22 protein-coding genes and 1 pseudogene are annotated in these 25,201 nt (G+C 67.6%); 11 read left to right on the top strand and 12 right to left on the bottom strand.

The genetic code is table 11. From position 1 onward, the window contains the following. Position 1 precedes the first annotated feature (1 nt). The 6 genes from AC3B5T_RS06050 to AC3B5T_RS06025 all read right to left on the bottom strand — a co-directional run bounded on the left by AC3B5T_RS06050 (position 2) and on the right by AC3B5T_RS06025 (position 8,839). Positions 2 to 2,494 (bottom strand): polynucleotide kinase-phosphatase, encoded by a 2,493-nt coding sequence (locus AC3B5T_RS06050; protein WP_010844929.1) that lies wholly within the window; start codon positions 2,492 to 2,494, stop codon positions 2 to 4. Then, positions 2,491 to 3,903: a 3' terminal RNA ribose 2'-O-methyltransferase Hen1 gene (locus AC3B5T_RS06045; protein ID WP_010844930.1), complete on the bottom strand. Its 1,413-nt coding sequence runs from the start codon at positions 3,901 to 3,903 to the stop codon at positions 2,491 to 2,493. The genes AC3B5T_RS06050 and AC3B5T_RS06045 overlap by 4 nt, the downstream gene beginning before the upstream one ends. Before the next feature lie 209 nt (positions 3,904 to 4,112). Next, entirely contained in the window at positions 4,113 to 5,402 is a 1,290-nt protein-coding gene (locus AC3B5T_RS06040) for a competence/damage-inducible protein A (RefSeq protein WP_010844486.1), read from the bottom strand. A gap of 96 nt (positions 5,403 to 5,498) precedes the next feature. Further along, positions 5,499 to 7,031, bottom strand: coding sequence for a catalase (locus AC3B5T_RS06035; protein WP_010844485.1), 1,533 nt, complete (start codon positions 7,029 to 7,031; stop codon positions 5,499 to 5,501). Between the two features lie 73 nt (positions 7,032 to 7,104). Continuing rightward, the gene (locus AC3B5T_RS06030) at positions 7,105 to 8,283 is read right to left on the bottom strand and encodes a CaiB/BaiF CoA transferase family protein (RefSeq protein ID WP_010844484.1); all 1,179 of its coding nucleotides are present in this window, start codon (positions 8,281 to 8,283) and stop codon (positions 7,105 to 7,107) included. Positions 8,284 to 8,314: 31 nt separating this feature from the next. Further along, the gene (locus tag AC3B5T_RS06025) at positions 8,315 to 8,839 is read right to left on the bottom strand and encodes a MarR family winged helix-turn-helix transcriptional regulator (RefSeq protein ID WP_010844483.1); all 525 of its coding nucleotides are present in this window, start codon (positions 8,837 to 8,839) and stop codon (positions 8,315 to 8,317) included. Positions 8,840 to 8,894: 55 nt separating this feature from the next. Here AC3B5T_RS06025 and AC3B5T_RS06020 point away from each other — a divergent pair, with 55 nt between their 5' ends. Next, entirely contained in the window at positions 8,895 to 9,323 is a 429-nt protein-coding gene (locus AC3B5T_RS06020) for a DUF5313 domain-containing protein (RefSeq protein WP_010844482.1), read from the top strand. A gap of 21 nt (positions 9,324 to 9,344) precedes the next feature. Here the strand turns inward: AC3B5T_RS06020 and AC3B5T_RS06015 are convergent, their stop codons facing one another. Beyond that, positions 9,345 to 10,181 carry an SDR family oxidoreductase gene (locus tag AC3B5T_RS06015; protein WP_010844481.1) on the bottom strand — a complete coding sequence of 279 codons (837 nt, stop codon included), beginning with the start codon at positions 10,179 to 10,181 and terminating at the stop codon, positions 9,345 to 9,347. 445 nt (positions 10,182 to 10,626) lie between these two features. Between AC3B5T_RS06015 and AC3B5T_RS06010 the strand changes: the two genes are divergently transcribed. Further along, the gene (locus AC3B5T_RS06010) at positions 10,627 to 12,228 is read left to right on the top strand and encodes a GMC oxidoreductase (RefSeq protein ID WP_055475961.1); all 1,602 of its coding nucleotides are present in this window, start codon (positions 10,627 to 10,629) and stop codon (positions 12,226 to 12,228) included. A 34-nt stretch (positions 12,229 to 12,262) separates the two neighbouring features. On the opposite strand, the gene AC3B5T_RS06005 is transcribed toward AC3B5T_RS06010, so the two are convergent. After that, a complete protein-coding gene (locus tag AC3B5T_RS06005; protein ID WP_010844478.1) occupies positions 12,263 to 12,943 on the bottom strand; it encodes a TetR/AcrR family transcriptional regulator in 681 nt (226 codons plus the stop codon). Positions 12,944 to 13,196: 253 nt separating this feature from the next. Between AC3B5T_RS06005 and AC3B5T_RS06000 the strand changes: the two genes are divergently transcribed. Continuing rightward, on the top strand, positions 13,197 to 15,191 hold the full coding sequence (locus tag AC3B5T_RS06000) for an OPT family oligopeptide transporter (RefSeq protein WP_035718162.1): 1,995 nt from the start codon (positions 13,197 to 13,199) through the stop codon (positions 15,189 to 15,191). A gap of 3 nt (positions 15,192 to 15,194) precedes the next feature. After that, entirely contained in the window at positions 15,195 to 15,806 is a 612-nt protein-coding gene (locus AC3B5T_RS05995) for a maleylpyruvate isomerase family mycothiol-dependent enzyme (protein WP_010844476.1), read from the top strand. Positions 15,807 to 15,825: 19 nt separating this feature from the next. Here the strand turns inward: AC3B5T_RS05995 and AC3B5T_RS05990 are convergent, their stop codons facing one another. Then, a complete protein-coding gene (locus AC3B5T_RS05990) occupies positions 15,826 to 16,395 on the bottom strand; it encodes a type 1 glutamine amidotransferase domain-containing protein (protein ID WP_010844475.1) in 570 nt (189 codons plus the stop codon). 152 nt (positions 16,396 to 16,547) lie between these two features. Here AC3B5T_RS05990 and AC3B5T_RS05985 point away from each other — a divergent pair, with 152 nt between their 5' ends. From AC3B5T_RS05985 to AC3B5T_RS05970, 4 genes are all read left to right on the top strand, one after another. Continuing rightward, positions 16,548 to 17,651 (top strand): alpha/beta hydrolase, encoded by a 1,104-nt coding sequence (locus AC3B5T_RS05985; RefSeq protein WP_010844474.1) that lies wholly within the window; start codon positions 16,548 to 16,550, stop codon positions 17,649 to 17,651. Positions 17,652 to 17,712: 61 nt separating this feature from the next. Then, positions 17,713 to 18,108, top strand: a complete 396-nt coding sequence (locus AC3B5T_RS05980) for a hypothetical protein (protein ID WP_488358428.1) — start codon at positions 17,713 to 17,715, stop codon at positions 18,106 to 18,108. Next, positions 18,089 to 19,636 carry a sensor histidine kinase gene (locus AC3B5T_RS05975; protein ID WP_488358427.1) on the top strand — a complete coding sequence of 516 codons (1,548 nt, stop codon included), beginning with the start codon at positions 18,089 to 18,091 and terminating at the stop codon, positions 19,634 to 19,636. The genes AC3B5T_RS05980 and AC3B5T_RS05975 overlap by 20 nt, the downstream gene beginning before the upstream one ends. Beyond that, on the top strand, positions 19,633 to 20,313 hold the full coding sequence (locus AC3B5T_RS05970; protein WP_010844471.1) for a response regulator transcription factor: 681 nt from the start codon (positions 19,633 to 19,635) through the stop codon (positions 20,311 to 20,313). The genes AC3B5T_RS05975 and AC3B5T_RS05970 overlap by 4 nt, the downstream gene beginning before the upstream one ends. A gap of 34 nt (positions 20,314 to 20,347) precedes the next feature. Here AC3B5T_RS05970 and AC3B5T_RS05965 read toward each other — a convergent pair whose 3' ends face one another. From AC3B5T_RS05965 to AC3B5T_RS05955, 3 genes and pseudogenes are all read right to left on the bottom strand, one after another. Then, positions 20,348 to 20,923, bottom strand: a complete 576-nt coding sequence (locus AC3B5T_RS05965; protein ID WP_010844470.1) for a class I SAM-dependent methyltransferase — start codon at positions 20,921 to 20,923, stop codon at positions 20,348 to 20,350. A 20-nt stretch (positions 20,924 to 20,943) separates the two neighbouring features. Continuing rightward, the gene (locus tag AC3B5T_RS05960; RefSeq protein WP_010844469.1) at positions 20,944 to 22,092 is read right to left on the bottom strand and encodes an Rv3169 family protein; all 1,149 of its coding nucleotides are present in this window, start codon (positions 22,090 to 22,092) and stop codon (positions 20,944 to 20,946) included. Positions 22,093 to 22,096: 4 nt separating this feature from the next. Beyond that, positions 22,097 to 23,229, bottom strand: a pseudogene (locus tag AC3B5T_RS05955) (phosphotransferase family protein). Between the two features lie 114 nt (positions 23,230 to 23,343). On the opposite strand from AC3B5T_RS05955, the gene AC3B5T_RS05950 reads away from it, so the two are divergent. Genes AC3B5T_RS05950 through AC3B5T_RS05940 form a run of 3 tightly spaced genes read left to right on the top strand, consistent with a single transcriptional unit; the run spans position 23,344 to position 25,187 of the window. Further along, a complete protein-coding gene (locus tag AC3B5T_RS05950) occupies positions 23,344 to 23,931 on the top strand; it encodes a TetR/AcrR family transcriptional regulator (RefSeq protein ID WP_488358426.1) in 588 nt (195 codons plus the stop codon). Positions 23,932 to 23,959: 28 nt separating this feature from the next. Further along, entirely contained in the window at positions 23,960 to 24,388 is a 429-nt protein-coding gene (locus AC3B5T_RS05945; protein ID WP_193748629.1) for a CoA-binding protein, read from the top strand. A 16-nt stretch (positions 24,389 to 24,404) separates the two neighbouring features. After that, the gene (locus tag AC3B5T_RS05940; protein ID WP_010844465.1) at positions 24,405 to 25,187 is read left to right on the top strand and encodes a hypothetical protein; all 783 of its coding nucleotides are present in this window, start codon (positions 24,405 to 24,407) and stop codon (positions 25,185 to 25,187) included. The last annotated feature ends 14 nt before the right edge of the window (positions 25,188 to 25,201 follow it).

Raw genomic sequence — 25,201 nt, 5'->3', positions numbered from 1 at the left:
CCTACAACCGCGGGTCGACGGCCTCTGATTCCATCGCGAGGACGCCGAACACGCACTGGTGAACGCGCCACAGCGGCTCTCCGGCCACCGCTCGACGAAGGGCTTCGAGGCCCAGCGCGTACTCCCGAAGCGCCATCGACCGTTTCAGCCGGAGATTGCGGTTCTTGAGCCGAGCGAGCGTCGTCGGGTCGGTGTAGTCGGGGCCGTAGATGATCCGCAGGTACTCGCGCCCACGGACTTTGAGTCCGGGCTGTACGAGGCCCTTGGGGCCGCGCACGAGATTGGCTAGCGGCTTGACGACCATACCTTCACCGCCGTTCGCGGTCAGGTCCTCCCACCAGGTCACACCCGCCGCGCGAGAGGATTCTGCGGTGGTCTCCACGACGAGGCGGCGGGTGGGCCGGAACAGTTCCGGGTCGGCGACGGCCAGGCGGTCGGCGATGTCGAGATGCCATTGGTGATCACGGTTCTCGTACGTCGCGGCATCCCCGGCGAGGATCTGGAAAGGTGCAACCTGGATACCCAACGGGGAGGCGATCGGTTGGACGTGATGGCGATAGGAATCGACGAAGAGGCCGGCGTTGACGCCGCGCGTTCGGGTCCTGTCGAGTAGGTCGCCGACGTCAGCCCCTCGCGCGGCCGCGGCCGTCAGCACGTCGATCGTGGCCGGTATCGCGGTTGTCGCCGCGGCCCCGACCCGTGCGTATCGACTGCGAATCATCGGCTCCGCCTTCGCTGTCCACGGCAGCACCTCGGCGTCCACCAGTAGGCGGGTGGTGTCGAGCTCGGTCCACAAGCCCGCCTCGGTGACGGCGTCGGCAATCCGCGACAGCACCGCCGCCTGCCGTTCGTCGGAGAAGAACGCCCGCCCGGTGCGGGAATGGACGGAACCGGACCCGTCGCGCGCCACACTGACGACGGCGCGAGACCCCATGTGCTTCTCTTCGCAGACGACCCGACCGATCGAGTGCTTCGCGTAGTGGTCGAATGCCTCATCCGGGTGCTCCAGGAATTCGTCGCGCGACGAGCTGTCCACCGGCGACATCGTCGGCGGCAGGTAGAACAACCCGGCCGGCGGAGTCGCGAACCTGCTCATCACTTCCAGTGCGCCCGCGGCTGTCTCATCTCGTACGGAGATCCGTCCCATGTACTCGGTGGAGATGACGCGGTGCCCGAGGACATCGGTCAGCCTCAACACCTCCGGGCGGCGAGACGGCGGGACCAGGGGGCGGACGGGCTGGTAGTACGTCGCCCGCGCCGGTACCGACACGACCTCTCGCTCGGGATATCGCAGCGCGGTGAGGCTACCCCCGAAGACGCATCCCGTGTCCAGGCACATCGTGTTGTTGATCCACTCGGTCTCGGGTACCGGCGTGTGCCCGTACAAAACGGTTGCCGCACCGCGATACTCATCAGCCCACGGGTAGCGGATCGGTAGGCCGAACTCGTCGGTCTCACCGCTCGTGTCGCCGTACAGGGCGAACGCCCGCACCCGGCCGGAGGCCCGGCCGTGATACTTCTCGGCCAGGCCCGCATGGGCGACGACCAGTCTGCCGTCGTCGAACACGTAATGGGCGACGAGGCTGTCGCAGAACCGACGGACCTCGGCGACGAACGCATCGTCCTCGGTTGCCAGCTGATCCAAGGTCTCCTGCAGACCGTGGGTCGCCCTGACATCCTTCCGGCCCAGTGCGCGAACGAGTTTCGCCTCGTGGTTGCCCGATACACAGAGGGCGTTGCCACTCGCGACCATACCCATCACCAGACGGAGGGTGCCGGGAGAGTCCGGACCGCGATCGATCAGATCGCCGACGAAGACCGCTCGGCGACCATCTGGATGTGCGGCATCCACGGAGCGGCCCTCGTCGCCGACGATCGCGTAACCCAGTCGTCGGAGGAGGATCTCGAGCTCTTCGCGACAACCATGGACGTCGCCGATGACATCGAATGGACCGTGTTCGTCCCGACGGTCGTTGAGCAGGCGTGTCCGCACGACCGAGGCCGACGCGACGGCCTCGGGGGAGTCCAGGACATGGATCGTGCGGAATCCCTCGCGCTTGAGGCCGCGTAACGACCGCCGTAGCTGGTCGTGCTGACGCTTGACAACGTGCGCGCCGAAGTCGCGGTCCGACCGAGAAGCATTGCGCTCCAGCGCCAGTGCGACCGGAAGATCGAGGACGATCGCCACCGGGAGCACATCGTGATCCTTCGCCAGTGCCACCAGCGACTTGCGCGCGGAGGCCTGCACGTTGGTGGCGTCGACGACGGTCAGCCGGCCGCGATCGAGCCGCTTGCCGACGATGTATTCGAGCAGGTCGAACGCATCTGTGGTCGCCCCTTGGTCATTCGGGTCATCCGAGACCATCGCGCGGCAGTCGTCACTGGACACGACCTCCGTCGGCAGGAAGTGGGTGCCCGCGAACACCGACTTGCCGGAACCACTGGTCCCGACGAGGACGACCAGGGACAGTTCCGGGATGCTCAGTTCGGTCATGCTGATCCCCCTGTCGTGGTCGATTGGGCGAACACGGCCATCTGTGTCGGCGACCCGACCTCCTCGTCACATTCGCCGACGGGCCGCAGATCGACGTCGTATCCGTAGCGTTCGCCTACCTGGCCGGCCCACGTTCCGAACTCCCGGCGGGTCCACTCGAAACGGTGATCGGGGTGTCGGAAGCCGCCCTCGGCCAGAGCCGGATACCGCACGTTGTACTCGCTGTTGGGTGTCGTGACGACGACCCGGCGTGGCCGCATCGTCCCGAAGACGTTGTCGACGACCGCCGGAAGCCGTTCCGGGTCCATGTGTTCGATGACTTCCATGAGGATCGCCAGATCCAGGCCGTCGAGGCGATCGTCCTCGTACTGCAGCGACGACAGCAGCAACGTCAGGCGTCCGGACTGGCGCTCGGTCATCCGGTCGACATGCAACCGCTTGGCTGCCTTCGACAGGGACGAGTCGGACACGTCCGTTCCGATGACACGTGTCACCCCGTGCAGCTCGAGCAACGAACCGAGCAGCGCGCCCGGTCCACACCCGAGGTCGACGATCGTCGCCGGCCGGAACTCACGCACGACGTCGAGGACCGCGTCGTGCCTCCACCGCACCAGGGGGCGCGAGACATCGGGCTCGGCGTCGTCCGCCGCGTCGTCGAGCGGCCGGTCGTCCAGCTCGATCAGTCGCTGCGTGGCAGCGTCTTTCAGTCCGCGCTGATGGGCCAGATAGCGATGAGTGATCAGCTCCCTCTCCGGGTGGGCGGCCAGCCACCCCGATCCTGCGCGGACCAGCTTGTCGACCTCGTCGTCGCCGACCCAGTAGTGCTTCGCGTCGTCCAACACGGGCAGCAGGACGTAGAGGTGATTCAGCGCGTCGGCCAGACGAAGCGACCCGACGAGGGTCAGTGACACCAGCGGTGCAGCTCCCCATTCGGGTCTGGTGGCATCCAAGTCGATCGCGTCGGCTGTGACGTCCCACCCCATGGGTTCGAACAAGCGGCGCACCAGATCAGGATCACCCGGGACCGCGGGGAGGGCGATGGTCAGATCCAACTCCGACTCCGCGAGTCGATCCCGAGAGGCGCAGCGGCCCTGGAGCGCCGACCGGAACACCTTCCCCATCGCCACCGCGAGCAACGACGACGCGACGTAGGGACGGTCGTTGACGTACTGGCCAAGCGCGTACCCGTCGCGCGCACCAGAACGTCCCCGCACCAACGCAACCGGATCGACCTCGATCACCATCGCTGCCGTGCACCTGTCGTCGTCGACCTCGGGGTAGAAGACATGCGCCGTGCCTCCGTACACATCGAACGCCTGAACCCTCTCCGGATGCTTGTGCAGCAGGAAGCCCAGATCGCTCGGTGTTTCGAGGGTCGACGAACGTTCGGCGGAGATGGTCAACAGCATTCGGACAGTCTGACTGACCGACAGTGGCCGGGAAACAGGTTTCTCGGCTCGGCGGGCCCTTCGAGGCTCGTCGCTTTCGCTCCTCGCACCTCAGGGGGCAGGGGGCTGGTGCTGTCGCTCCTCGCACCTCAGGGGGCAGGGGGCTGGTTGCTTTCGCTCCTCGCACCTCAGGGGGCAGGGGGGGGCTGGTTGCTTTCGCTCCTCGCACCTCAGGGGGCGGAGCCCGCGGTGTCTTTGAGCGCACGCACGACGAGATGCAGTGCGGCGGTGGTGGTCAGCGACCGGACACGCTCGCGGTCTCCGGGAAACCTGCGGGTGACGGTGAGGGTGGGCCGGCCGCGGAGGGCCACGCCGAAACACACGGTCCCGACGGGCTTGGCCTCGGTGCCGCCACCGGGTCCGGCAACGCCGGTGGTCGACACGGCGACATCGGTGCCGAATCGCGTGAGAGCCCCTTCGGCCATCGCCGCCGCGACCTCCACGCTGACGGCGCCATGCGTGGCGATCAGCTCGGTCGGTACGTCGAGCAGGTCGGATTTGGCGTCGTTGGAGTACGAGACCACGCCGCCCATCACATAGGCAGAGGAGCCGGGCCGATCGGTCAGCCGGGCGGCGACGAGTCCGCCGGTGCAGGACTCCGCGGTCGAGATCAGCTTCCCGTCCAGCGCTGCCACCAGCTGGTCGTCGATCGTGGAACCGTCGGTCGAGAAGATCTGCCGCCCATGGTGTTCGGTGAGGAAACCCAGCAGGGCGTCGTAGACCGGGGTGTCCCCGGCGGCGAATCGGGTCACCATGTCGAGTTCGCCTCGTCGTAGGCAGGTGGTGATCTCGAGTCGATCGAACGAGGAGATCGAGGTCTCCGCCGATCGGAGCGTCTCGGCGAGTTCGGCTTCGAGGAGTCCGTAGGCGCGGATGGTCGCCTGACGGAGATCGTCGGCGCGGGACAGGACATCGGCGACGGCCGCGGAGGCGATCGCCGTCGGCCACATCGCCTGGAGCTCGCTGGGAGGACCGGGCAGGACGACGATCGTCGGCACACCGGCGGCAGCGGGGATGACGACACCCGGCGCGGTGCCGGTGGGTGGTACCGGAGCAGCCCCGACCGGTACCAGGGCCTGTTTGCGGATACCGGCGCGCGTCGGACCGGAATCGACGTCGAATCCGACCCCGCGCCAGCGCTGGATGATCGCGGCGATGTGTTCCTCGAGTCCGGGATCGAGGAGCAGTTCGCGACCGCAGAACGCGGCGACGGTGGCGACGGTCAGGTCGTCGGCGGTGGGACCGAGCCCGCCGCTGGTGACGATGAGGTCAACTTGTTGCTCGGCGAGAAAGCGCAACTGAGCGGTAAGGTCGTCGGGTCGGTCGCCGCAGATCGTGATGTGGGCGACGTCGACCCCGAGTTCGAGGAGTTCCGCGGACAGCCAGGGTCCGTTCTGGTCGGCGATCCGGCCGGTCAGGACCTCGGTTCCGGTCACCACGATGCCTGCGCGCACACTCACGGATTCGAGCCTAGTGGTGTGTCGGCCGCCGACGCAGAACGCGCCCTCGGCGAGAGGGCGCGTTCCACGGCGTTCGGAGAGGACAGGATGTGACGATCAGGCCTTCTCGGCCTTCGCCTTCTCCTGCATCGACGAGCGGGCCGGGTTGGCCTGGTCGTCCTTCTTGGGGTCGGATTCGTCCTGCTTCTCGGTCACCCCGGACTTGATGCGCGCGCCGATGTCGGGGTCGACGCGATGCCAGTACTCGAAGGCCCGCTGGAGGATCGGTTCGGAGACGCCGTTGAGGAGGTGTCCGACAACGTTGTCCACGAAGCGTTCACGCTGCTCGTCGTCGAAGACCTCGCGGACCAGCGTGCCCGCCTGACCCCAGTCGTCGTCCTCGGGGTGGTCGACGTAGGCGCTGCGGAGGATCTCACCGTTGGCCGCCCACTGCGGCTCGCCCTGTCCGGGATAGAGCGCGGACGGCCCGCCCTTCGAGTTCGGGGCGTACACCGGGTCCGTGACGTTGTGGATCCGCATGGCGCCGTCCTTGGAGTACGAGTGGACCTCGTTGGTCGGCGCGTTCACCGGGATCTGCTTGTAGTTGCCGCCGATCCGGTGGCGGTGGGCATCGGCGTAGGAGAACACGCGCGCCAGCAGCATGCGGTCGGGGCTGAAGCCGATACCCGGCACGACGTTGTTGGGCTCGAACGCCGCCTGCTCGATCTGTGTGTGGTGATCCACCGGATTCGTGTGGAGGGTCATCTTGCCGACCTCGACGAGCGGGTAGTCGCCGTGGGGCCAGACCTTGGTCAGGTCGAACGGGTTGAACCGGTAACTCACCGCGTCGTCGAACGGCATGAGCTGCACCTTGAGGGTCCAGCTCGGATGGTTGCCGGCGGCGATGTTCTCGAAGAGGTCCCGAGTGTGGAAATCGGTGTCGGCCGCGGCCATCTGGTCGGCTTCGTGCTGCGTGAGATGCTCGACGCCCTGATCGGACTTGAAATGGTACTTCACCCAGTGCTTCACGCCTTCGGCGTTCACCCACAGGTAGGTGTGGGAGGTGTAGCCGTTCATGTGGCGCCAGGTCTTGGGGATTCCCCGGTCACCCATCAGCCAGGTGACCTGATGTGCGGACTCCGGTGAGAGCGTCCAGAAGTCCCACTGCATGTCGTGGTCGCGAAGGTTGTTGTCCTGTCGGCGTTTCTGCGACCGGATGAAGTGCTGGAACTTCATCGGATCCTTGACGAAGAAGACCGGCGTGTTGTTGCCGACCATGTCGTAGATACCTTCGGACGTGTAGAACTTCAGCGCGAAACCGCGCGGGTCACGCCAGGTGTCCGGACTTCCGCGCTCGCCTGCGACCGTCGAGAATCGCGCCACCATCTCGGTTTTCACGCCCGGCTGGAACAAGGCGGCACACGTGTATGCCGAAATGTCCTGCGTGGTCTCGAATGTGCCGAAGGCGCCGCTGCCCTTGGCATGTGGCTGGCGCTCGGGGATCCGCTCGCGGTTGAACTGCGCCATCTGCTCGATCAGATAGTGATCGTGCAGGACGATCGGGCCGCCGGCGCCGACGGTCAAGGAGTGTTCGTCGCTCCCCGCCGGTGCTCCCGAATCCCGGGTGGTGAACAGTGAATCGTCGGACATATCGCCTCCGAGAGGTCGTCGTATCCGTGCATGAACAACGGGACCCGAGGGCTGCAGGTCCGTTCCGCCGATCCTACGCTGACGGGGAGTGCGGGACGTCGATCCCGAATTCCCGCAAGACCTCCTCGGTGTGCTGCCCGAGTGCCGGGACAGGGCCCATCGCCAGTTCCACGTCGTCGAAGGTCAGCGGCGGCAGGAGCGCCCGTACCGGGCCGACCTCGGTGTCCACCTCGCGCCAGCGGCCGCGCTCGCTCAGCTGCGGATGGTCGACGACACCCTCGAGGTCGCGGATCTCGGCGGCGGGTATGCCCGCCTCGGCGAGACGTCGGTCGAGTTCGTCGGTGGTGAACCGTTTGGTCTCCGCGCTGATCACCGCGTCCACCTCGGCTCGTCGCGAGACCCGGTCGATGTTGGTGCGGTAGCGGGGGTCGTCGGCGAGATCCGGGCGGTCGAGGGCGACGCGGGTCAATGCGTCCCAGCCACGGTCGTTCTGCACGCCGATCAGGATGTCGCCGTCCTGGGTCGGGTACTTGTCGTAGGGCACGATCGCCGCGTGTCCGAGACCGGCGCGGGCGATCTGCCTGCCGCCGTAGAGACGCAGGTACATCGGGTGGCCCATCCATTCGACCGTGGCGTCGAACATCGCCACCGAGACCCGGGCGCCGAGTCCGGTGGTGGCCCGTCGCAGCAGCGCCGACAGCACGGAGGTGAGGGCGTACATTCCGGCGGCGATGTCCGAGGACGGGATGCCGGTCTTCGCCATCTCCTCCGGTGTCCCGGTCACCGAGATGAGCCCGGCCTCGGCCTGGACCAGCATGTCGTAGGCCTTGCGGTCGCGATACGGTCCCGCGTCGCCGTACCCGGACATGTCGACGACGACGAGTTCGGGATGGTCCGCGCGCAGATCGTCGGCGCTCAGACCGAGCCGGCCGGCCGCGCCGGGGGCGAGATTCTGGACGAAGACGTCTGCGCCAGCGATCAGGGTTCGGATGGCGTCGCGTCCGGCCTCGGTCTTGAGGTCGAGTGCGACCGACTCCTTGCCGCGGTTGAGCCATACGAAGTGCGAACCGACTCCGCCGCGCACCGCCGCGTCGTAATGCCTGGCGAAGTCGCCGTCGCCGACCCGTTCCACCTTGATGACCCGGGCGCCGAGGTCGGCGAGATGCCGGGTGGCCAGCGGTGCGGCGACGGCCTGTTCGAGCGCCACCACGGTGATGCCCTCGAGGGGCAGCGGTCCTTCGTCCGGGGTCACCGGCCAAGGATCGCCGACGGTGTGACGCGCGTCAACGAGAACCCTCGCGGTCCTCGAGGTCGTTGGTGGCCTCGGTGAGACGGTGCAGCAGGTGGGTGAGCGTCCGGATGTCGTCGGGGTCCCACTGGGCGAGTCGCGCGCGCCAGTCGGTGACCGCGGAGGCGAGTACCGCGTCGATGCGCTCGCGACCGTGGTCGGTGAGGGTGACCACGCGGGCGCGCGCGTCGCGCGGGTCCGGGTGCCGCTCGGCCAGTCCGAGCCGCACGATCGCGTCGATCTGACGCGTGACCGTCGACTTCTCCATGCCGACGGCAGTGACCAGCTCCGACATCGGCATGGAATTGTGCCGGGCCAGCACGGTGATGAGGGGGTAGCACGACGGGTCGAGCCGCGGATCGATGGCGCGGGCGCGCAGGCGGGTGCGGACCCGGCCTCGCCGCCAGAAGTCGGCGAGTTCGGCCTCGAGACCGCTGATCGGATCCGGGCTGATGGGACCCGGACTGACGGGATCCGGACCGGCGGGGTCGTCGGCCGACGCGGTCATCTCCGAACCCATGCGGGTCAGATTACCCAGCGGATGTGGGGGAGGCGACGTCGGACGACGACCGCACGTGGTGCACGATCGAGAGGTGGCCACCTCACAGCGCACCAAGCCGAACCCCTGGGAGTACGTGAAGTACGCCTATTGGGCGCGTCTGCCGAAGTCGATGCTCGACTGGGTGGCCCACGATCTGGCCGGTCCCGGTGCCTCGGTCCGGATGGTGGTCCGCTGGGCGGTGCCCTGCATCGTCGTGCTGATCCCGATGCTCTTCGTCCCCGCCGACTGGGGTGTCCGGATCACGATGACCATGCCGATCCTGCTGGCCTACCTGTTCTTCTCGATCGCGCTGAACCGGGTGTACCGCCGTCACCGGCTGGTCCAGCACGGCCTCGATCCCGATCTGGTCAACAAGCTCGAGCGGGAGAAGAACTCCGACCTCTACGACGAGTACCACCGCAAGTACCGGGGCGAGCGCCGGCGACCCGGCCCGACAGGCTGACCGTCCCGCCCGGTTCCGGACTCAGTACAGGTAGTCCTCGCCACTGGCCCGCACCGTCACGTCCGACAGGCTGATCCCCCACGGCTGGTCGATGACGTGCACGACCGCCCGTGCGAGATCCTCGGGGGTGATGAGCCAGTACTTCACCGAGTCGACGTCGGTGAGTTCCGCGGGCAGCGTGCCCTGCATCAACTCGGTGATGTGCTCGCGATACGACGCGGCGCGCTGTCCGACGATTCCGCGGATCGCGCGGTCGTTGACGATCCAGCTCGCCAGGTTGGTGCCGGCGACGCCGGTGGGTTTGACCGTCGTGACCTTGATCTTGCCCTTCGCCTCGATGCGCAACGAGTCCGACAGCATCGTCACCGCCGCCTTGGTCGCGCTGTAGACCCCCGAGCCCTCGAAGCCGCCGTTGCCGTAGATCGACGCGATGTTCACCACCTGACCGCGACCCTGCGCGATCATCTGGTCGTACACGGCGGAGATGCCGTTCACGACGCCCTTGATGTTGATGTCGATGGCCTTGTGCCACTTCTCCCAGGCCCGTGCGTGGTCGGCGAAGAACGCCAGCGGCATGACGCCGGCATTGTTGACGAGCACGTCGATCGCGCCGAAGCGATCCACCGCCACCGCCGCGGCGCCCTTCATCTGGTCCATGTCGGTGACATCGGCGAGGTGTGCGACAGCCGATCCGCCCGCGGCAACGATGCCCTCGACGGCTCCGGTGAGTCCGGCATCGTCGATGTCGACACCGACGATGTTGGCGCCCTGCGCCGCGCACATCTCCGCGATGACCTTGCCGAAACCGCCTCCGGCGCCGGTGATGATGATGGTCTTGCCCTGCAGATGATCAGACATGGAGCTCCCCGGCCGCGACAAATGGTCGCGCCATCCTAACAACGCTGGTCCTCGCCGCCCGCTCGGCGAATACCCTGTTCCTCTCCCTTGCTCGTCGGTACCGTGCAAGCGGTCCTGACCCCGGTCCACGCGAGAAGTACTCCGCCGCAACCATGCCCGCGAATCATCTGCGACATCCGATCGCCGCTCCATCCACGCCCGGGGACGATTCAGTCACATGACTGATGGGGTTGTCAAGGGTTACGCCGGCCATGGCCCAGATCACTGCTGCTCACCGAAGTTGCGCTTGACACAGCGGACGGTCATGGCAAATCCTGTGTCCCGACGGCCACGCCCCGGCACGTCCTCCGTGGAGTCCCCGACCCGCAACCGGTCTCCCCGTCTCTCGAGATCAACGAAATGCCATGCGGCGAGGGCTTTCTCGCGCACCGACGACAGGAGAACCATGACCGGGGTGTCACCGACGAGACGTACCTTCCTTCGAGCGGCGGCGATGACCGCGGCGGGAGCGGCGACAACCGTCGTCGCCGGCGCCGGTCCGGCGTCGGCTGATCCGTCGCGGCGAATTCGGCGGACAGGCGAGGAGCATCGGGTGGTGATCGTCGGCTCGGGTTTCGGCGGTGGCGTCGCGGCGCTTCGCCTCGCGCAGGCCGGTGTGCCGGTCCTGCTGCTCGAGCGGGGCCGACGGTGGTCGACGGGTCCGAACTCGGAGACGTTCCCGCGTGCGTCCAGTCCGGACAAGCGGATGTTGTGGCACGAGTCGACCCCGAATCTCTTCGGCAAGCCGCTGAGCGTCGAACCCTATGTGGGACTGTTCGAGTCGGTCGCCGGCGCCAACATGACCGCACTGTGCCCGGCCGGACTCGGCGGCGGTTCGCTTGTCTACCAGGGCATGACCCTGCAACCGAGCGAAGCGGTGTTCAACGAGCACTTTCCCGACGCGCTCGACTGGCAACTGCTGAACCGGGTGCATTACCCGAGGGTCGCGCGGATGCTGAAGGTCGCGGTGGCGCCCGACTCGGTGGTCCGTTCTCCCCAATATCTGGCACCGCGACAGTTCGCCAAGAGGGTCAGGGCCGAGGGCCTTCCGCTGCAGAAGATCCCGATGCCGATCGACTGGGGTTATGCCGCAGCCGAACTGCGCGGCGAGATGAAGCCCGCGTACACCAACGGCGACGGCGCCATCGGCGTGAACAACGGTGGCAAGCACAGCGTCGACGTCACCTACATCCGTCAGGCCGAGGCGACCGGGCGCGTGCAGGTCCGCACCCTGCACACGGTTCGGCAGGTCTCCCGCCGACCCGACGGCCGGTGGTCCCTCGAGGTCGAACGCACCGACGAGTCCGGAAAAGTGGTGGAACACAAGGAATTGATCACACGGACCCTCATCATGTCCGCGGGAAGTGTGAACACCACCAAGTTGCTGGTGAAGGCACGCGCGACGGGCACCGTGCCGGACCTGCCGGATGGTCTGGGGCACGGGTGGGGCACCAACGCCGACCGGATCTACACCTGGACCAGCCCCAGCATCGACTTCGGGACGGTGCAGGGCGGTCCGGTCGTCTTCGGCAGTCCCAACTGGAGTGACCCGAAAAGTGCGTTCACCGTCATCCAGGCATCCCTTCCGCCGCTGCCCGTCTACACCGGCACGACGATGATGGTCGGCTTCGGAGTGAGCTCGGGTCGCGGTGTCATCTCCTACGACTCGACGATCGGGGATGCGTTGATCCGCTGGCCGCACGAGGGTGACTCGGAGATCCAGACCAAGCACATCGACCGAATGGTTCGGCGGATCGCCGGGCCGGACGCCATCCTCACCGACACCAACGCGGTGTTCCCGTCGACCTGGCACGCACTGGGCGGGGCCAACATGGGCACGGTCTGCGACCTCGAGGGACGGGTCGAGGGCCAGCGCGGGCTCTACGTGATCGACGGCGCACTGATGCCCGGCAACACCGCGGCGTGCAATCCCTCGATGACCATCGCCGCGGTGGCCGAGCGTGCACTCGACCGGATCGTCGCCGAGGACGTCGGCACGGTGATCTGAGCCGTGACGACGGGAGGGCGGACGAACCCGTCGATCACGGTGGGGTGACCGGCGCGAGCCACATGCCGGTGAGCGCGTCGACGACGAGATCGCGCTGATGTTGCCAGGTCTGGGGTGCCGCTCCCGCCGCCGGGTCTGTTCGGCCCGCTCGCTCCGCTCCCGGCGCCGGTATCTCAGCTGCCCGCTCGATGTCGGCCAGCGCGTTGACGATCATGTGGCGCGTCAGGTTGTTGCGTACCGCGAGCACGTCGTCGGGGAAGGTCGGCAAGCTGCCGTAGAAGCGGTCGAGAATCGTCAAGAGGGCTTCCGATCTCGCCGTCTCCTCGTAGAGCAGGACTGTCGCGGACGGGTCACTCGACACCTGGGCGAAGAACCGCGCGAAGTAACTGGGTGCACCGAGTTGCGCCAGATACTCGACCTCCGGCCCGACGAGGCAGCCGAGCCAGTCGCGGACCCCCGGGTCGGGTCCGACCTCCGCCAGACACTTGCGGCGGTGGCGTTCGATCGGGACGTTGTGCGAGGTGAGCGTGGCGCGGAGAAGATCGTCCTTGGAACCGAAGTGGTGGCCGACGGCATAGTTGTTGCCCTGACCGGCCGCCTTGCTGATCTGGCGGTTCGAGACGGCTGCCACGCCGTTGAGGGCGATCAGCTTCTCGGCCGAGCCGATCAGCAGCGCACGAGTGCGGGCAGACTGCTCGGTCTTGCCTTCGCCCATGACTAGATGATGCCCTACCGGAGCACGATGAAACGGCGGGAGGCCCGGCCGTCCGGTCGAGCGCGGGAAACAGGCATTGCGGACAGGCCGGCCGGATCGTGCCTCGGCTCGACGCGCGAACCGACCTCCGCCTACATGGGAAGCCCCTGCGCGAGTGGACACCCGGACCTAAGGTGAATCGACGAACGCCCGGATGATGATCCACCGTCCGAACGACCATCGGTCGCAGGACCCGACTGTTGGGAGGGACACGATGGCCACTGCGCCTCCGGCCACGGCGAACCTGAGGGAACTGACGCTTCGAGGAGCCGTCCTCGGCGGGATCATCACGCTGGTCTTCACCGCAGCCAACGTCTATCTCGGACTCAAGGTCGGCCTCACCTTCGCCACCGCGATCCCGGCGGCCGTCATCTCGATGAGCATCCTCCGGTACTTCGCGAACCACTCGGTGGTGGAGAACAACATCGTCCAGACCATCGCGTCCGCGGCGGGGACGCTGTCGGCGATCATCTTCGTCATCCCCGGTCTGGTCATCATCGGGTGGTGGACGGGCTTCCCGTACTGGATCACGATGGCGGTCTGCGCGATCGGCGGAATCCTGGGCGTCATGTACTCCATCCCGCTGCGTCGCGCGCTGGTCACCGGATCCGACCTGCCCTATCCCGAAGGTGTTGCGGCGGCCGAGGTCCTGAAGGTCGGCGACTCCGCGGGCGGTGCCACCGAGAACAAGGCGGGCCTGCGCACGATCGTTCTCGGCTCGGTCGCGTCGGCCGCCTTCGCGTTGCTCACCAAACTGAAGCTGCTCTCCGACTCGATCTCGACGACGATCAAGATCGGCACGGGCGGAACGCTGTTCAGTGCCGGTCTGTCGATGTCGCTGATCGGCATCGGCCACCTCGTCGGGGTGACCGTGGGCATCGCCATGCTCGTCGGGGTGGTGATCTCCTACGTCGTGCTGCTGCCAATCGAGACCCAGGGGCGCACGGCGGGAGAGGATCTCGGCGATGCGGTCGGCGAGATCTTCGCCAATGACGTGCGGCTCATCGGTGCCGGGGCGATCGCCATCGCGGCCATCTGGACCCTGATCAAGGTCATCGGTCCGATCGTGCGTGGGATCAGGGCGGCCATGGTCTCCTCCCGATCGCGCCGTGAGGGGGTGACGGTGGACATCACCGAGCGGGACATGCCGATCAACATCGTCGGCGGCAGCATCCTCGTGCTGCTCGTCCCGATCGGGTTCCTGCTGTGGGACTTCGTCCACGACACCGTCCTGGAGGGCAATGCGACCGGGATCATCGCGGTCAGCATCGTGTTCGTGTTCGTCATCGGACTTGCCGTCGCCTCGGTGTGCGGTTACATGGCGGGCCTCATCGGGTCGTCGAACAGCCCGATCTCCGGTGTCGGCATCCTGGTGGTCCTCATCGCCGCGCTGCTCGTCAAGCTGACCTTCGGGCCCGCGGACGCCTCGCAGACCGACGCGCTCATCGCCTACACGCTGTTCACCGCCGCGGTCGTCTTCGGTGTCGCGACCATCTCCAACGACAACCTGCAGGACCTCAAGACCGGTCAGCTCGTCGGGGCGACCCCGTGGAAACAGCAGGTGGCCCTGATCATCGGTGTGCTGTTCGGGTCCGCCGTGATCCCGCCGATCCTGCAGCTGATGTACGAGGCCTTCGGGTTCGTCGGTGCGCCGGGAGCGACCGAGGACGCGCTCGCGGCACCGCAGGCCGGCCTGCTGACGACCCTCGCGCAGGGCGTGCTGGGGGCGGACCTGAACTGGGGACTCATCGGTATCGGGGCGCTGATCGGCGCCGTGGTGATCGTGATCGACGAATTTCTCGGCCGCGCAGGGCGATTCCGCTTGCCGCCGCTGGCCGTCGGCATGGGCATGTACCTGCCGATGTCGGTGGTCCTGGTCATCCCGATCGGTGCGTTCATCGGCCACTTCTACAACCGGTGGGCCGAACGCAGCGGTGGCGCAGTCGAACACAAGAAGCGAATGGGCGTTCTGCTGGCCACCGGTCTGATCGTCGGCGAGGCGCTCTTCGGCGTGGTCTTCGCCGGGATCGTCGCGGCGACCGGCGACGACTCGGCACTGGCGATCGTCGGAGACGGGTTCGAGCGATGGGCACAGATCCTCGGCGTCATCGTCTTCGCCGCGACGATCGCCTTCCTGTACGACCGGGTCCGCAAGATCGCGATCGCGAGCGCAGCAGAGTCGCCGACGACCACCGGCACGAAGGACTGAGGGATGAGCGAGGGGGCACTGCCGCGCGCGATCGACGACTTCACGGCCGGCGCCGAGCATCTGACGCAAGTGGTCGACCTGATCGGCGACGACATGTGGGACGGTCCCGGACTCGGCGAGTGGTCGCTGCGATCGCTGGTGGGGCACGCGAGTCGATCGCTGACCACCGTCGTCAGCTACCTTGCCGAGCCGAGCTCGGATGTCGAGTTGCATTCCACCGCAGAGTATTTCGCTTCCATCCGCGGCTACGGCGACCCCGCCGAGGTCCGCCGGCGCGGAGTCGACGCCGGCCTGGCACTGGGAGGCGATCCGCGAACCAGGGTGCGGGAACGTCGGGCGCAGGCCGTCGAAGTCCTTGCGGGAGCGGATGATCGTCCGCTGACGACACCGTTCGGCGGGATCATGCTGTCGGACTATCTACCGACCCGGACCTTCGAACTCGCGGTGCACGGCCTCGACATCTCCCGCGCGATCGGAGCGGATATCCCGCTACCGGCGTCGGTGCTCGCCTCGGCCCTGTCGACCGCAGTGGCGACGGCAGCACTCACCGGCCAGGGGGAGCAGGTGCTGCTCACCCTGACCGGCCGGGAGTCGGCGCCGGTGTCCGTGGTCTGAGGCTCCTCCGCGCGGGAAGTCAGCTCGCCACGTTGCTGTGGGCGACTTCGGCGACGATCGCGGCGTTGAACGCTGCCAGGTCGTCGGGTTTGCGACTGGTGATCAGAACGTTGTCACCGTCTCGACACGTCACGACCTCCTCGTCGACCCAGGTGCCGCCGGCATTGATCACGTCGGTCCGCACGCTCGGGAAGGACGTGAGCGTCCGCCCGCGGACCACGTCGGCCTCGATGAGGGTCCAGGGCGCATGGCAGATGGCCGCGACCGGCTTGCCCGCGTCGAAGAAGCTGCGCACGAATCGCACGGCGGGTTCCGAAGTACGCAGGAAGTCGGGGTTCGCGACACCGCCGGGCAGGACCAGCGCGTCGAAATCCATCACCCGAGCGTCCTCGAGGGTGAGGTCGACCGGAAAGGTGTCGGCCTTGTCGAGGTGGTTGAACGCCTGGACGGTCCCCGAGTCGGTGGACACCAGGACGGGCTTTCCGCCGCACGCCTCGACCGATTTCCAGGGCTCGGTGAGTTCGACCTGCTCGGCGCCCTCCGAGGCGACCAGGAAGGCGATCGTGGTGCCGTTGAGTTCTTCGGCCATGCTCGTGTACCTCCTATGCGCACCGCCTAGGGCAGCGGTGCCTCGTCAGGTGCGATACCCGCAGGTGTGCCGCACCAAACGGTCGTACCCCGCCCGGACCCGGCCCGACCGGGGTGTGTTGAATGTCCCCGGGTGACGACTGGGAGGTAGTGGTGGGAGGCTTCGACGGCGTCGCGACGCTGGTTCATCTGGCGCGCGGCGGACAGATCGGTGAGTCGCACGAGACCCCGCACACGCTCATCGCCGACGGACCGCATCGCACACTGCGGCGGTACGGCAGCGACGACGAGGTGGTCGCGGCCGTCGGCACCGGACGCCGGCCGGTGCTGCTGATCCCGCCGCTCGCGGTGTCGACGGCGTGCTACGACCTCGCCGAGGGACTGTCCGTGGTGCAGTTCCTGCTGTCGACCGGCCGGGTCCCCTACGTGCTCGACTTCGGCGACATGACCCGCGCCGACCGTCACCTGGGGTTCGCCGACTTCTTCGACGACATCGTCCCCGGGGCCGTCGCCGCGACGGTCGCGGACTTCTACGGCACCGACGACCGGCGTGAGTCCGGCTCGAAGTCGGGTACCGCCGACGTCGACGTGCTGGCCTGGAGCATCGGCGGGACCATCGCCCTGCTGACCGCGGCCGCGAACCCGGATCTGCCGCTGGCCTCGGTGGTCGCGGTCGGGACTCCGCTCGATTACGCCAAGGTCCCGCCCTATTCGCTGGTGAAGAACGTGATGCGGCCCGTCGGCGCGACACCGGTGAAGCTGGTCCTGCGCGCACTCGGCGGGATTCCCGCGCCGCTGGTGCGCCTCGCCTACCGAGGCACGGCGTGGCAGCGCGAACTGAAGAAGCCCGGGTACATCCTGCGCAACGCCGACGACCCCGACGCCCTCGCGCGGATGAAGGCCATCGACCGGTTCCAGGAGACGATGCCCGGCTACCCGGGCAAGGTGTCCGAGCAGATGTGGGAGAACTTCATCATGCGCGGCGAGCTGGCCGAGGGCGTGCTCGACTTCGACGGCCGCGTCGTCGATCTCGCCGAGGTCGCGGTACCGGTCGCGCTGTTCGGCAGTCACCGGGACGCGATCGTCAGCTGGGCGGCGGCCCATCACGGGGTCGAACTTCTGGCGGGGTCGCCGCACGTGGACTTCACCACCGTCGAGACCAGTCATCTCGGGCTGATCGCCGGGTCCGCCGCGGTCGAGTACACCTGGCCGCGGATCGACGAGTTCCTGAACGGACTGGACCGCCGCGACCCGTAGATGAAAAAACCTTCATCTACGACTCATGGGCGGCTCACCGGAGTCCGACAGAGTCGTCGGCATGAAGATCTCACGAGTACTCGCCACCCTCGCTCTCGGTGCACTTGCGATCGCTGTCGTGACCGCCAGCTTCTTCCTCATCCGTTCGCCCGAGCCCGACCTGGCGTCCGACGCGGTGCCGGTCGATGTCGCGTCGCAGACGGCCCAGACCGCGGCGCCCAAGGCCCAGACCCCGCCGGCCCCGGCGCCGGTTCCGCAGATCCCGGCCGGTGCGCCGGTCCAGCGGGCAGTCCCGCCGAATCTGAACTCCGACGACGATGACTGGTGCGACGTCCGGGCGGTCGACCGCGACGACGACTGCGACGACGATCGCGGCGGCTGGGACGATCAGGACGACAACCGGGATGACCAGGGCGACGACTGGGACGATGGCATCGATGACGACCAGGACGACTGACGACGCCGACGGGCCGAGATCAGCCGAGAGCGTGGGTGTGCGACAGCGCCCCGCGCTCTCGGCGCGCTGGCGTATCACGGCCTGGATCATGCTCACCACGTTCCTGCTGCTGGCGGTGGTGTTCGTGGTGACCCGCAACCTGCTGCTCCGCGACGTCGACAGCCGGGCCAATCATGACGTCGCGCAGGAGGCCAGCGAGTTCCGGACGTTCGCGGCCGAGGGGGTCGACCCGACGACCACCGAACCGTTCACCTCGGTGTCACGGCTGCTCGAGGTGTTCCTGTCCCGGCAGTCTGCCGGGCAGGGCGAGGTCATGGCCGGTGTCGTCGGTGACACCGAGATCCTGGAACTGCCGGGTAATGCATGGCCCGCTGCGGGCGAGGGACCCCGGGTGCTCGACGAGCTGCGAGCTCAGACCGGTCCGGCCGGTGTGCTGATGACCGACCACGGTGAGATCCGCTGGGGGAAGGTCGATCTGGAGCCGGTCGGTGCGTCCCCGGCCGACCCGGCGGCGGCGCAGCCGGGGACGTTCATCGTCGGCATCTACACCGATCCCGGGAGGGAGTTGGTGGACCGCACGATGCGGGTCCTCGCGATCGTCGGCCTGGCCGGCATGATTGTCACCACGGGTGTCGCCTACCTGGTCGCCGGCCGGATTCTGGCGCCGGTGCGCAGCGTGCGGGTGGTCGCCGCGGAGATCAGTGAGAACGACCTCACCGCACGCGTGCCGGTCATCGGACGTGATGACGTGGCCGCGCTGGCGCAGACGTTCAACGCGATGCTCGACCGCATCGAGGACGCCTACACGACGCAGCGTCAGTTCGTCGACGACGCCGGCCACGAACTGCGCACACCCATCACGGTCGTGCGCGGTCATCTCGAGCTGTTGCCCGATGATCCGGAGGAACGACGCAAGACGCTCGACCTCGTCGACAGCGAGCTGGGTCGCATGGGGCGCATCGTCGGGGACCTGCTGCTGTTGGCGAAATCCGAGCAACCCGACTTCGTGGTGGCCAGGACGGCTGATGCGGCTCAGCTGATGCTCGACATCGAGTCGAAGGTGCAGCCGCTCGGTGATCGGCAGTGGTTGCTCATGGAGGTTGCCGAGGGGACGTGCACCGTCGATCACGAGCGGATCACCCAGGCGATGCTGCAGTACGCGTCGAACGCGGTCCGCCACACGCACGACGGCTCCGTGATCCAGCTGGGGTCACGGTTCGCCGGTGCGGGCACGCAACGCCACCTGTCGATCTGGATCACCGATGACGGTCCGGGCATCGAGCAGGAGGACGCGGCGCGGATCTTCGAACGTTTCCAGCGCGGCCGGAGCGCGTCGGCACCGGAGCACTCGGCCGGCGCCGGCCTGGGTCTGGCGATCGTGCGTGCCATCGCCGACGCCCATCATGGCGTTGCCTGGGTGCGAAGCATCCCGGGTCACGGTGCGACGTTCGGCATCGACGTCCCGGCCCCCGACAACTCGTACGCCGGCGCCGCGCAGTCGGCGCCAGGAGAAGGAGAACGGCGATGAGCCGTGTTCTGATCGCCGAGGACGACGCGAGGATCGCCTCGTTCATCGGCAACGGCTTGCGTGCGGCGGGGTACAGCACCGAGCACGTGTCCGACGGACTGTCGGCGCTCGAAGCCGTGCGCGGCGGCGGTTTCGACATGGTCGTCCTCGACATCGGTCTGCCGTCGATGGACGGGTTCGACGTGCTGTACTGCATGCGAGGCGAGGGGATCACGACGCCGGTGGTCGTGCTCACCGCCCGAGACAGCGTGAGCGACACGGTGAGTGGGCTCGAAGGCGGGGCCAACGACTACATGACCAAGCCCTTCCAGTTCGCCGAACTGCTCGCCCGCATCCGGCTCCGGCTCGTCGACGACTCGGCCGTCGCGTCGGAGAACCTGTTGGCCGCCGGTGATCTGCGGTTGGATCTGAAGTCGCGGCGGGCGCGGGTGGGCACGGACACGATCGATCTCACCGCGCGCGAATTCGCACTGCTGGAGGTGTTTCTCCGGCACCCCGATCAGGTGCTGTCCCGCGAGCAGATCCTCGGCCACGTCTGGGGTTACGACTTCGACCCGGCCTCGAACGTCGTCGACGTCTATGTGCGGGCGCTCCGGAACAAGATCGGCTCGCATCGACTGGAGACGGTTCGTGGCATGGGATATCGACTTCGCGCCACCACCGATCAAAGCCGGTAGTTGCCGGGAGGTCTGCGTTCTCGGTGTGCGGACTTCAGCGTGGCGTTCGTGCGCGGAACCTGAACGCAACGGGTGACGTGTCGACCCGCACGTCGACGAAGCCGGCGTGCACCAGTCGATCGTGAAGGGACGCCGGCGGAATGGGGTTGTAGGTGTCGTTGATGTGCATCAGGGCGAACGGCGTTGTCGGGCTTCCGTCTCCGCCCACGAACACCCCGCCCGGAGCTAGGAGGCGGCGGGCCTCGACGAACAAGGCGTCCTGCAAGTCCGCCGTCGGAACATGGTGGAGCATGGCCATGGAGACGACCGACGAGTAGTCGCCGGCATCCAGGTCGGTACCCGTAGCGTCACCCTCGACGATCAGGACTCGCTCGTGGGCGGCATAGCGCCGGCGCAGATGCTCGACCAACGCATGATCGATCTCCACCGCGGTCACCGTCTTCGCGTGTGAACCGAGATACGAGGTGTTGGCGCCGAAACCGGGACCCATTTCGAGCACCGAGTCCCCGAGGAGCGCGTCGTCGAGTGCGAAGGGCAGGAGAAAGCGTCGGCTGACGAGGGCCCATGGACGAGAACGACAGCCCCAACGGTGCAGCAGGTTCATCGCCATGCGAGTTAGGATACCCTAATTCAGGGTCCCGGCGCGACGCTGAGCCAGTCGGCGAATCCCGACGGGTCGTGCCGGCCCAGTGCCCCGTGTTCGAAGAGTCCCCATCCGGTGCGGGTGGTGCCGTCGGCCTCACGGCATTCGGCGCGTCCGACGTGGTCGATCACCCCGAACGCCATGCGCCCGACGATCTCGGCGCTGGTCATGTCGTAGGTGTGGCGTTCGGTGAAGTCCGCTCCACGCCAGACGCCGTGGGCCCAGTCGGGGTCGCCGCCGTATCCGCCGCCCACGTGGATCGGGACGGGGAGCAGCGAGTGGACCGTCAGCGTCACTTCTGAGCCGCCCGCGCCGGTTGTGGAGATCGTGGCGCCGGTGGGGACCCGGGTGCCGGGTGCGTAGTCGACCGAGACCCGGGGCCACCCGAGTTGCTCCACGCGCCCGTCCTTCCAGACGCGCGAACAGTCGTTGAGCGTGCGGTAACCGTCGGGGTCTTCCTGGATGATGACGACGAGCTGGAAGTCGTCGAAGGCCATCGGGACGTACAGCCACCACATGCCTTCGAACGGCGGGTCCGACGGCCGTCCGGCCGGTTCGGGCTCACCGACCGGCCGGATTCCCCACGAGCGGTCGCGGGTCCCGACCCAGGTCGACGGGTCCACGTCGATGTGTTCACCGTCGACGGTGATCGATCCGCGCCAGCTGCCGACCTGCGCGAACCGTTGCGCGTCGAGGGTGACCTTCGAGCCCTGCCGCATCACGTGCGGCTGCTCGAGCAGGGCGTCGAACAGGCCCTCCCAGTGCAGATCCAGGGCGATGCCCTCGGTCTCGGCGACCGTCAGGTGGAGGGTGCGCAGCGGATCGTCGACGGCCAATCGATAGTTGCCGACGCGCTGTTCGAGCCGGTTGTCGTCGATGGCGTCACCGAAGTGCACAGCGGTCTGGGTGTCGGTGCCGTCGGGCCTCCGCCGCCGGATCAGGACGAAGGCGTCCTTGACGCCGAGGTTGGGGTAGTACCCGATGCCGGTGATGAGGAAGATGGTGCCGCTGCGGTCGTGCGCGTTCAGATAGGCGCGGTCGTAGAAGTTCCGGTCGCTGTTGCCCGGCCACGCGATCGGCTGCGGTAGTTGATGAATGGGATATTCGTCCATCGGTCCCAGGCCGGATCGGCTCATGCGGTCAGTCCTCCTCGAGGAGTCGTTCGAGCAATGGTCGGTGGTAGAACAGGGTGCCGTCGACGTCGTCGGGGCGTTCGAGTTCGCCGAAGTGCACGCGGCGGGCGCCGGTGCGCATGAAGACGCAGCACCACTGCACCGCGCGTGCACGTAGAACCAGCGCAGGTCGCCCAGTTCGACGCCGGTCCGCTGCCGGTAGGTGTCGCGGACGTCGTTCTCACGCAGCAGGTCCGGCAGACCCGGGAGGCCCGCCATCGTCGCCAGTTCCTGAAAGACGCGATGCGCGAACACCACCCAGGCGATGTCGAGTTCGCGCGGACCGGTACGCGCCATCTCCCAGTCGAGGACCGCCGTGGGGGTGAAATCGACGAACATCACGTTCCCGATACGTGAATCACCCCAGGACAGAACAGGTTCGGTCCTCGAGACATCGTCGGGGAAGTTGTCGGCCAGCCAGGCGAGTGCCCGTTCGACCAGAGGCGACCGACCGATTCCGTCCACCGAGAAGTCGTACCAATCCCGAAGCCAGGCGAGCAGACGGGCGAGGAGGGTGTCGCCGGCGGGGAGGTCGTCGGCGAGGAAGCCGAAGTGCCGCGCCGCGTCGGGGATGGAGTGGAGGTCGGCGATCACCCCGACGACCGACTCCTGGGCGCGGCGGCGGTCGGACTCGGCGGCGTTCCCGAACCAGTTGTCGCCGAACGTGTACGGCATCACGTCGGGCGGGACCTCGCCCTCACATCGGTCCATCAGGAAGAACGGCGCACCCAGCAGTGAGCCGCTGGGCTCGAGGTGGTGGACCGCGGGGACCGGGACGTCGCTGAACCGTGCGATCAACCGCATCGTCTCGTACTGGTGATCCATCCGGTAGGAGCGGAAGACGGGGACGTCGGCGCTCGACGGGGCCATCCGCATCACCCAGTGCCGGGTGGGCTCCCCGGGCCAGGACACCGACACGGGGATGGTCTCCGACGACATGCCGTTGCTGTCGACGCCGGCGGCCACCGTGACCTCGGGCGCGGCGTCGGGAGTGTCGTCCTGCTCGGCCAGCCAGCGTGCGAGCGTGTCCGGGACCGAGGTGTTGTCCCGGCTGGAGCGTTGCAGGTGGTCGACCTGCTCGACGGCGGGTTCGGTGGCCATGGGCACCCCCAGAGATCATTAACGACAGATTCGCTACGGTGAGTAGCGTTATGACATCAGAACGGTCGCGCGGTTCGCAGCGACTTCGGGAAATCTCCGACGGGAAGGTGGGCGATGAGCGCTGAGACGACAGGAGCTGCCTCGGGGCGTCCGCGTGACCTCCGTATCGACTCGGCGGTGCTCGACGCCGCGGCGGAGCTACTCGTCGACGTCGGATACCGGAAGCTGACGATGGCCGCGATCGCTGATCGCGCGGGGACGACGAAGACCGCGCTCTACCGCCGCTGGTCGGGCAAGGCGGAGCTGGTGCACGATGTGGCGTTCTCCCGGATGGCGCGGCTACCGCCGTCCAGGGGTGCGGTCGAGGCCGATCTCCGGATCATGGTGGCGGCGGCGCGCGATCTGTTCGCCAGCCCGGTGACCCGCGCCGCACTGCCCGGGCTCATCTCGGACATGGCTGCCGAACCCGAGCTCGCGGCGCGCGTGCACGCCGGCTTCGCGGACGTGTTCGGCGCGTTGCGTGGCCGGCTGGTGGTCGCGGTGGAGCGCGGCGAGGTGCACCCGGATGTGGATCCGGACCGGCTCATCGAGGCCGTCGGCGGGGCGGCGATGTTGCACGCACTGTTGCTCGACGACCGCGAATTCGACACCGCGTGGGCCGATCAGCTCAGTGCACTGGTCGTGCACGGAGTTCTCCGATGAGAACTCCGAACCCACCTACACTCGTGGGATGACCACACCGAGCATCAACACCGACGATGTCGTCGAGCAGATCCTGTCCACCTACGACGCGATCACCGTGGTCGGCGCCAGCGCGAATCCGTCGAAAGCCGCCAACGAGGTCCCGGCCTACATGAAGAGCCGGGGCTGGCGGATCATCCCGGTGAACCCTGCGGCCGACGAGATCGTCGGCGAGAAGGTGTACCGAACTCTTGCCGACGTCCCCGAACAGGTCGGCCTCGTCGACGTCTTCCGCCCGGGTCCCGAGTGCGCCGATGTCGCACGGGCGGCCGTCGCGTCGGGTGCGACCGCCCTGTGGCTGCAACTCGGGATCCGTTCGGCGGAGGCGCGGGCGATCGCCGAGGAGGCCGGCCTCCTGTACGTAGAGGACCGCTGCCTGATCATCGAGCAGCGCCGCACCGGCATCGTCCCCGGCTGACGGCAGCGGTGGCCCGGTGAACTTCCTGGACGAGCTCACGCACCAACGACTTCCGCTGTTCCTGCTGTTCGCGTCGTTCGTCGTCACGTTCATCGTCACGCGGGTGATCACGCGACTCATCCGGGCGGGCAAAGGCCCCTTCCGCAACAACGTGTCGGACGGTGTCCACGTGCACCACATGGTGCCGGGCCTGATCCTGACGATCGTCGGCGCCTTCGTCTCGGTGGGTGTCAACGGGGCGTCACCGGGCGCGGAGATCAGTGCGGTGCTGATCGGCGTCGGCGCCTCTCTGGTCCTCGACGAGTTCGCGCTGATCCTCCGTCTGCAGGACGTGTATTGGTCACCGGAGGGCCAACTCTCGGTTCAGGTGGTCGCCTTGACGGTCGCCGCGCTGGGGATGGCGGTACTCGGATTCAACCCCCTCGACGACGCGGATGTGGAGCTCGGTCCCGTCGCTCTGGTGGCCACTGTCCCGATCAACGTCGCGTGCGCGTTCCTGTGCGTGTTGAAGGGCAAGTTCTCCACGGCCATCGTCGGTGTCTTCATCCCGGTGTTCGCCTGGGCCGGTGCGATCCGGCTCGCACGGCCGCACTCGGCCTGGGCCCGCCGTCGATACTCACCGGCCAAGACGGACAAGGCCCGGGCCCGCGCGAAGCGCTTCGACGACCGCTGGGGCCGTTGGGGACTGAGTATCGGCGACCTCATCGCCGGGAAGCCCACCGATCCCGTGAGCGTGGTGGTGAAGACGCCGGACGATGCGACGGCCGCCGATGCTCGTCCCTCACCCCCGGCCTCGTGATCCGACGGGAGGTG

This window comes from Gordonia sp. G4, assembly GCF_057770005.1.
This window is presented reverse-complemented; position numbering and strand designations above follow the sequence as displayed.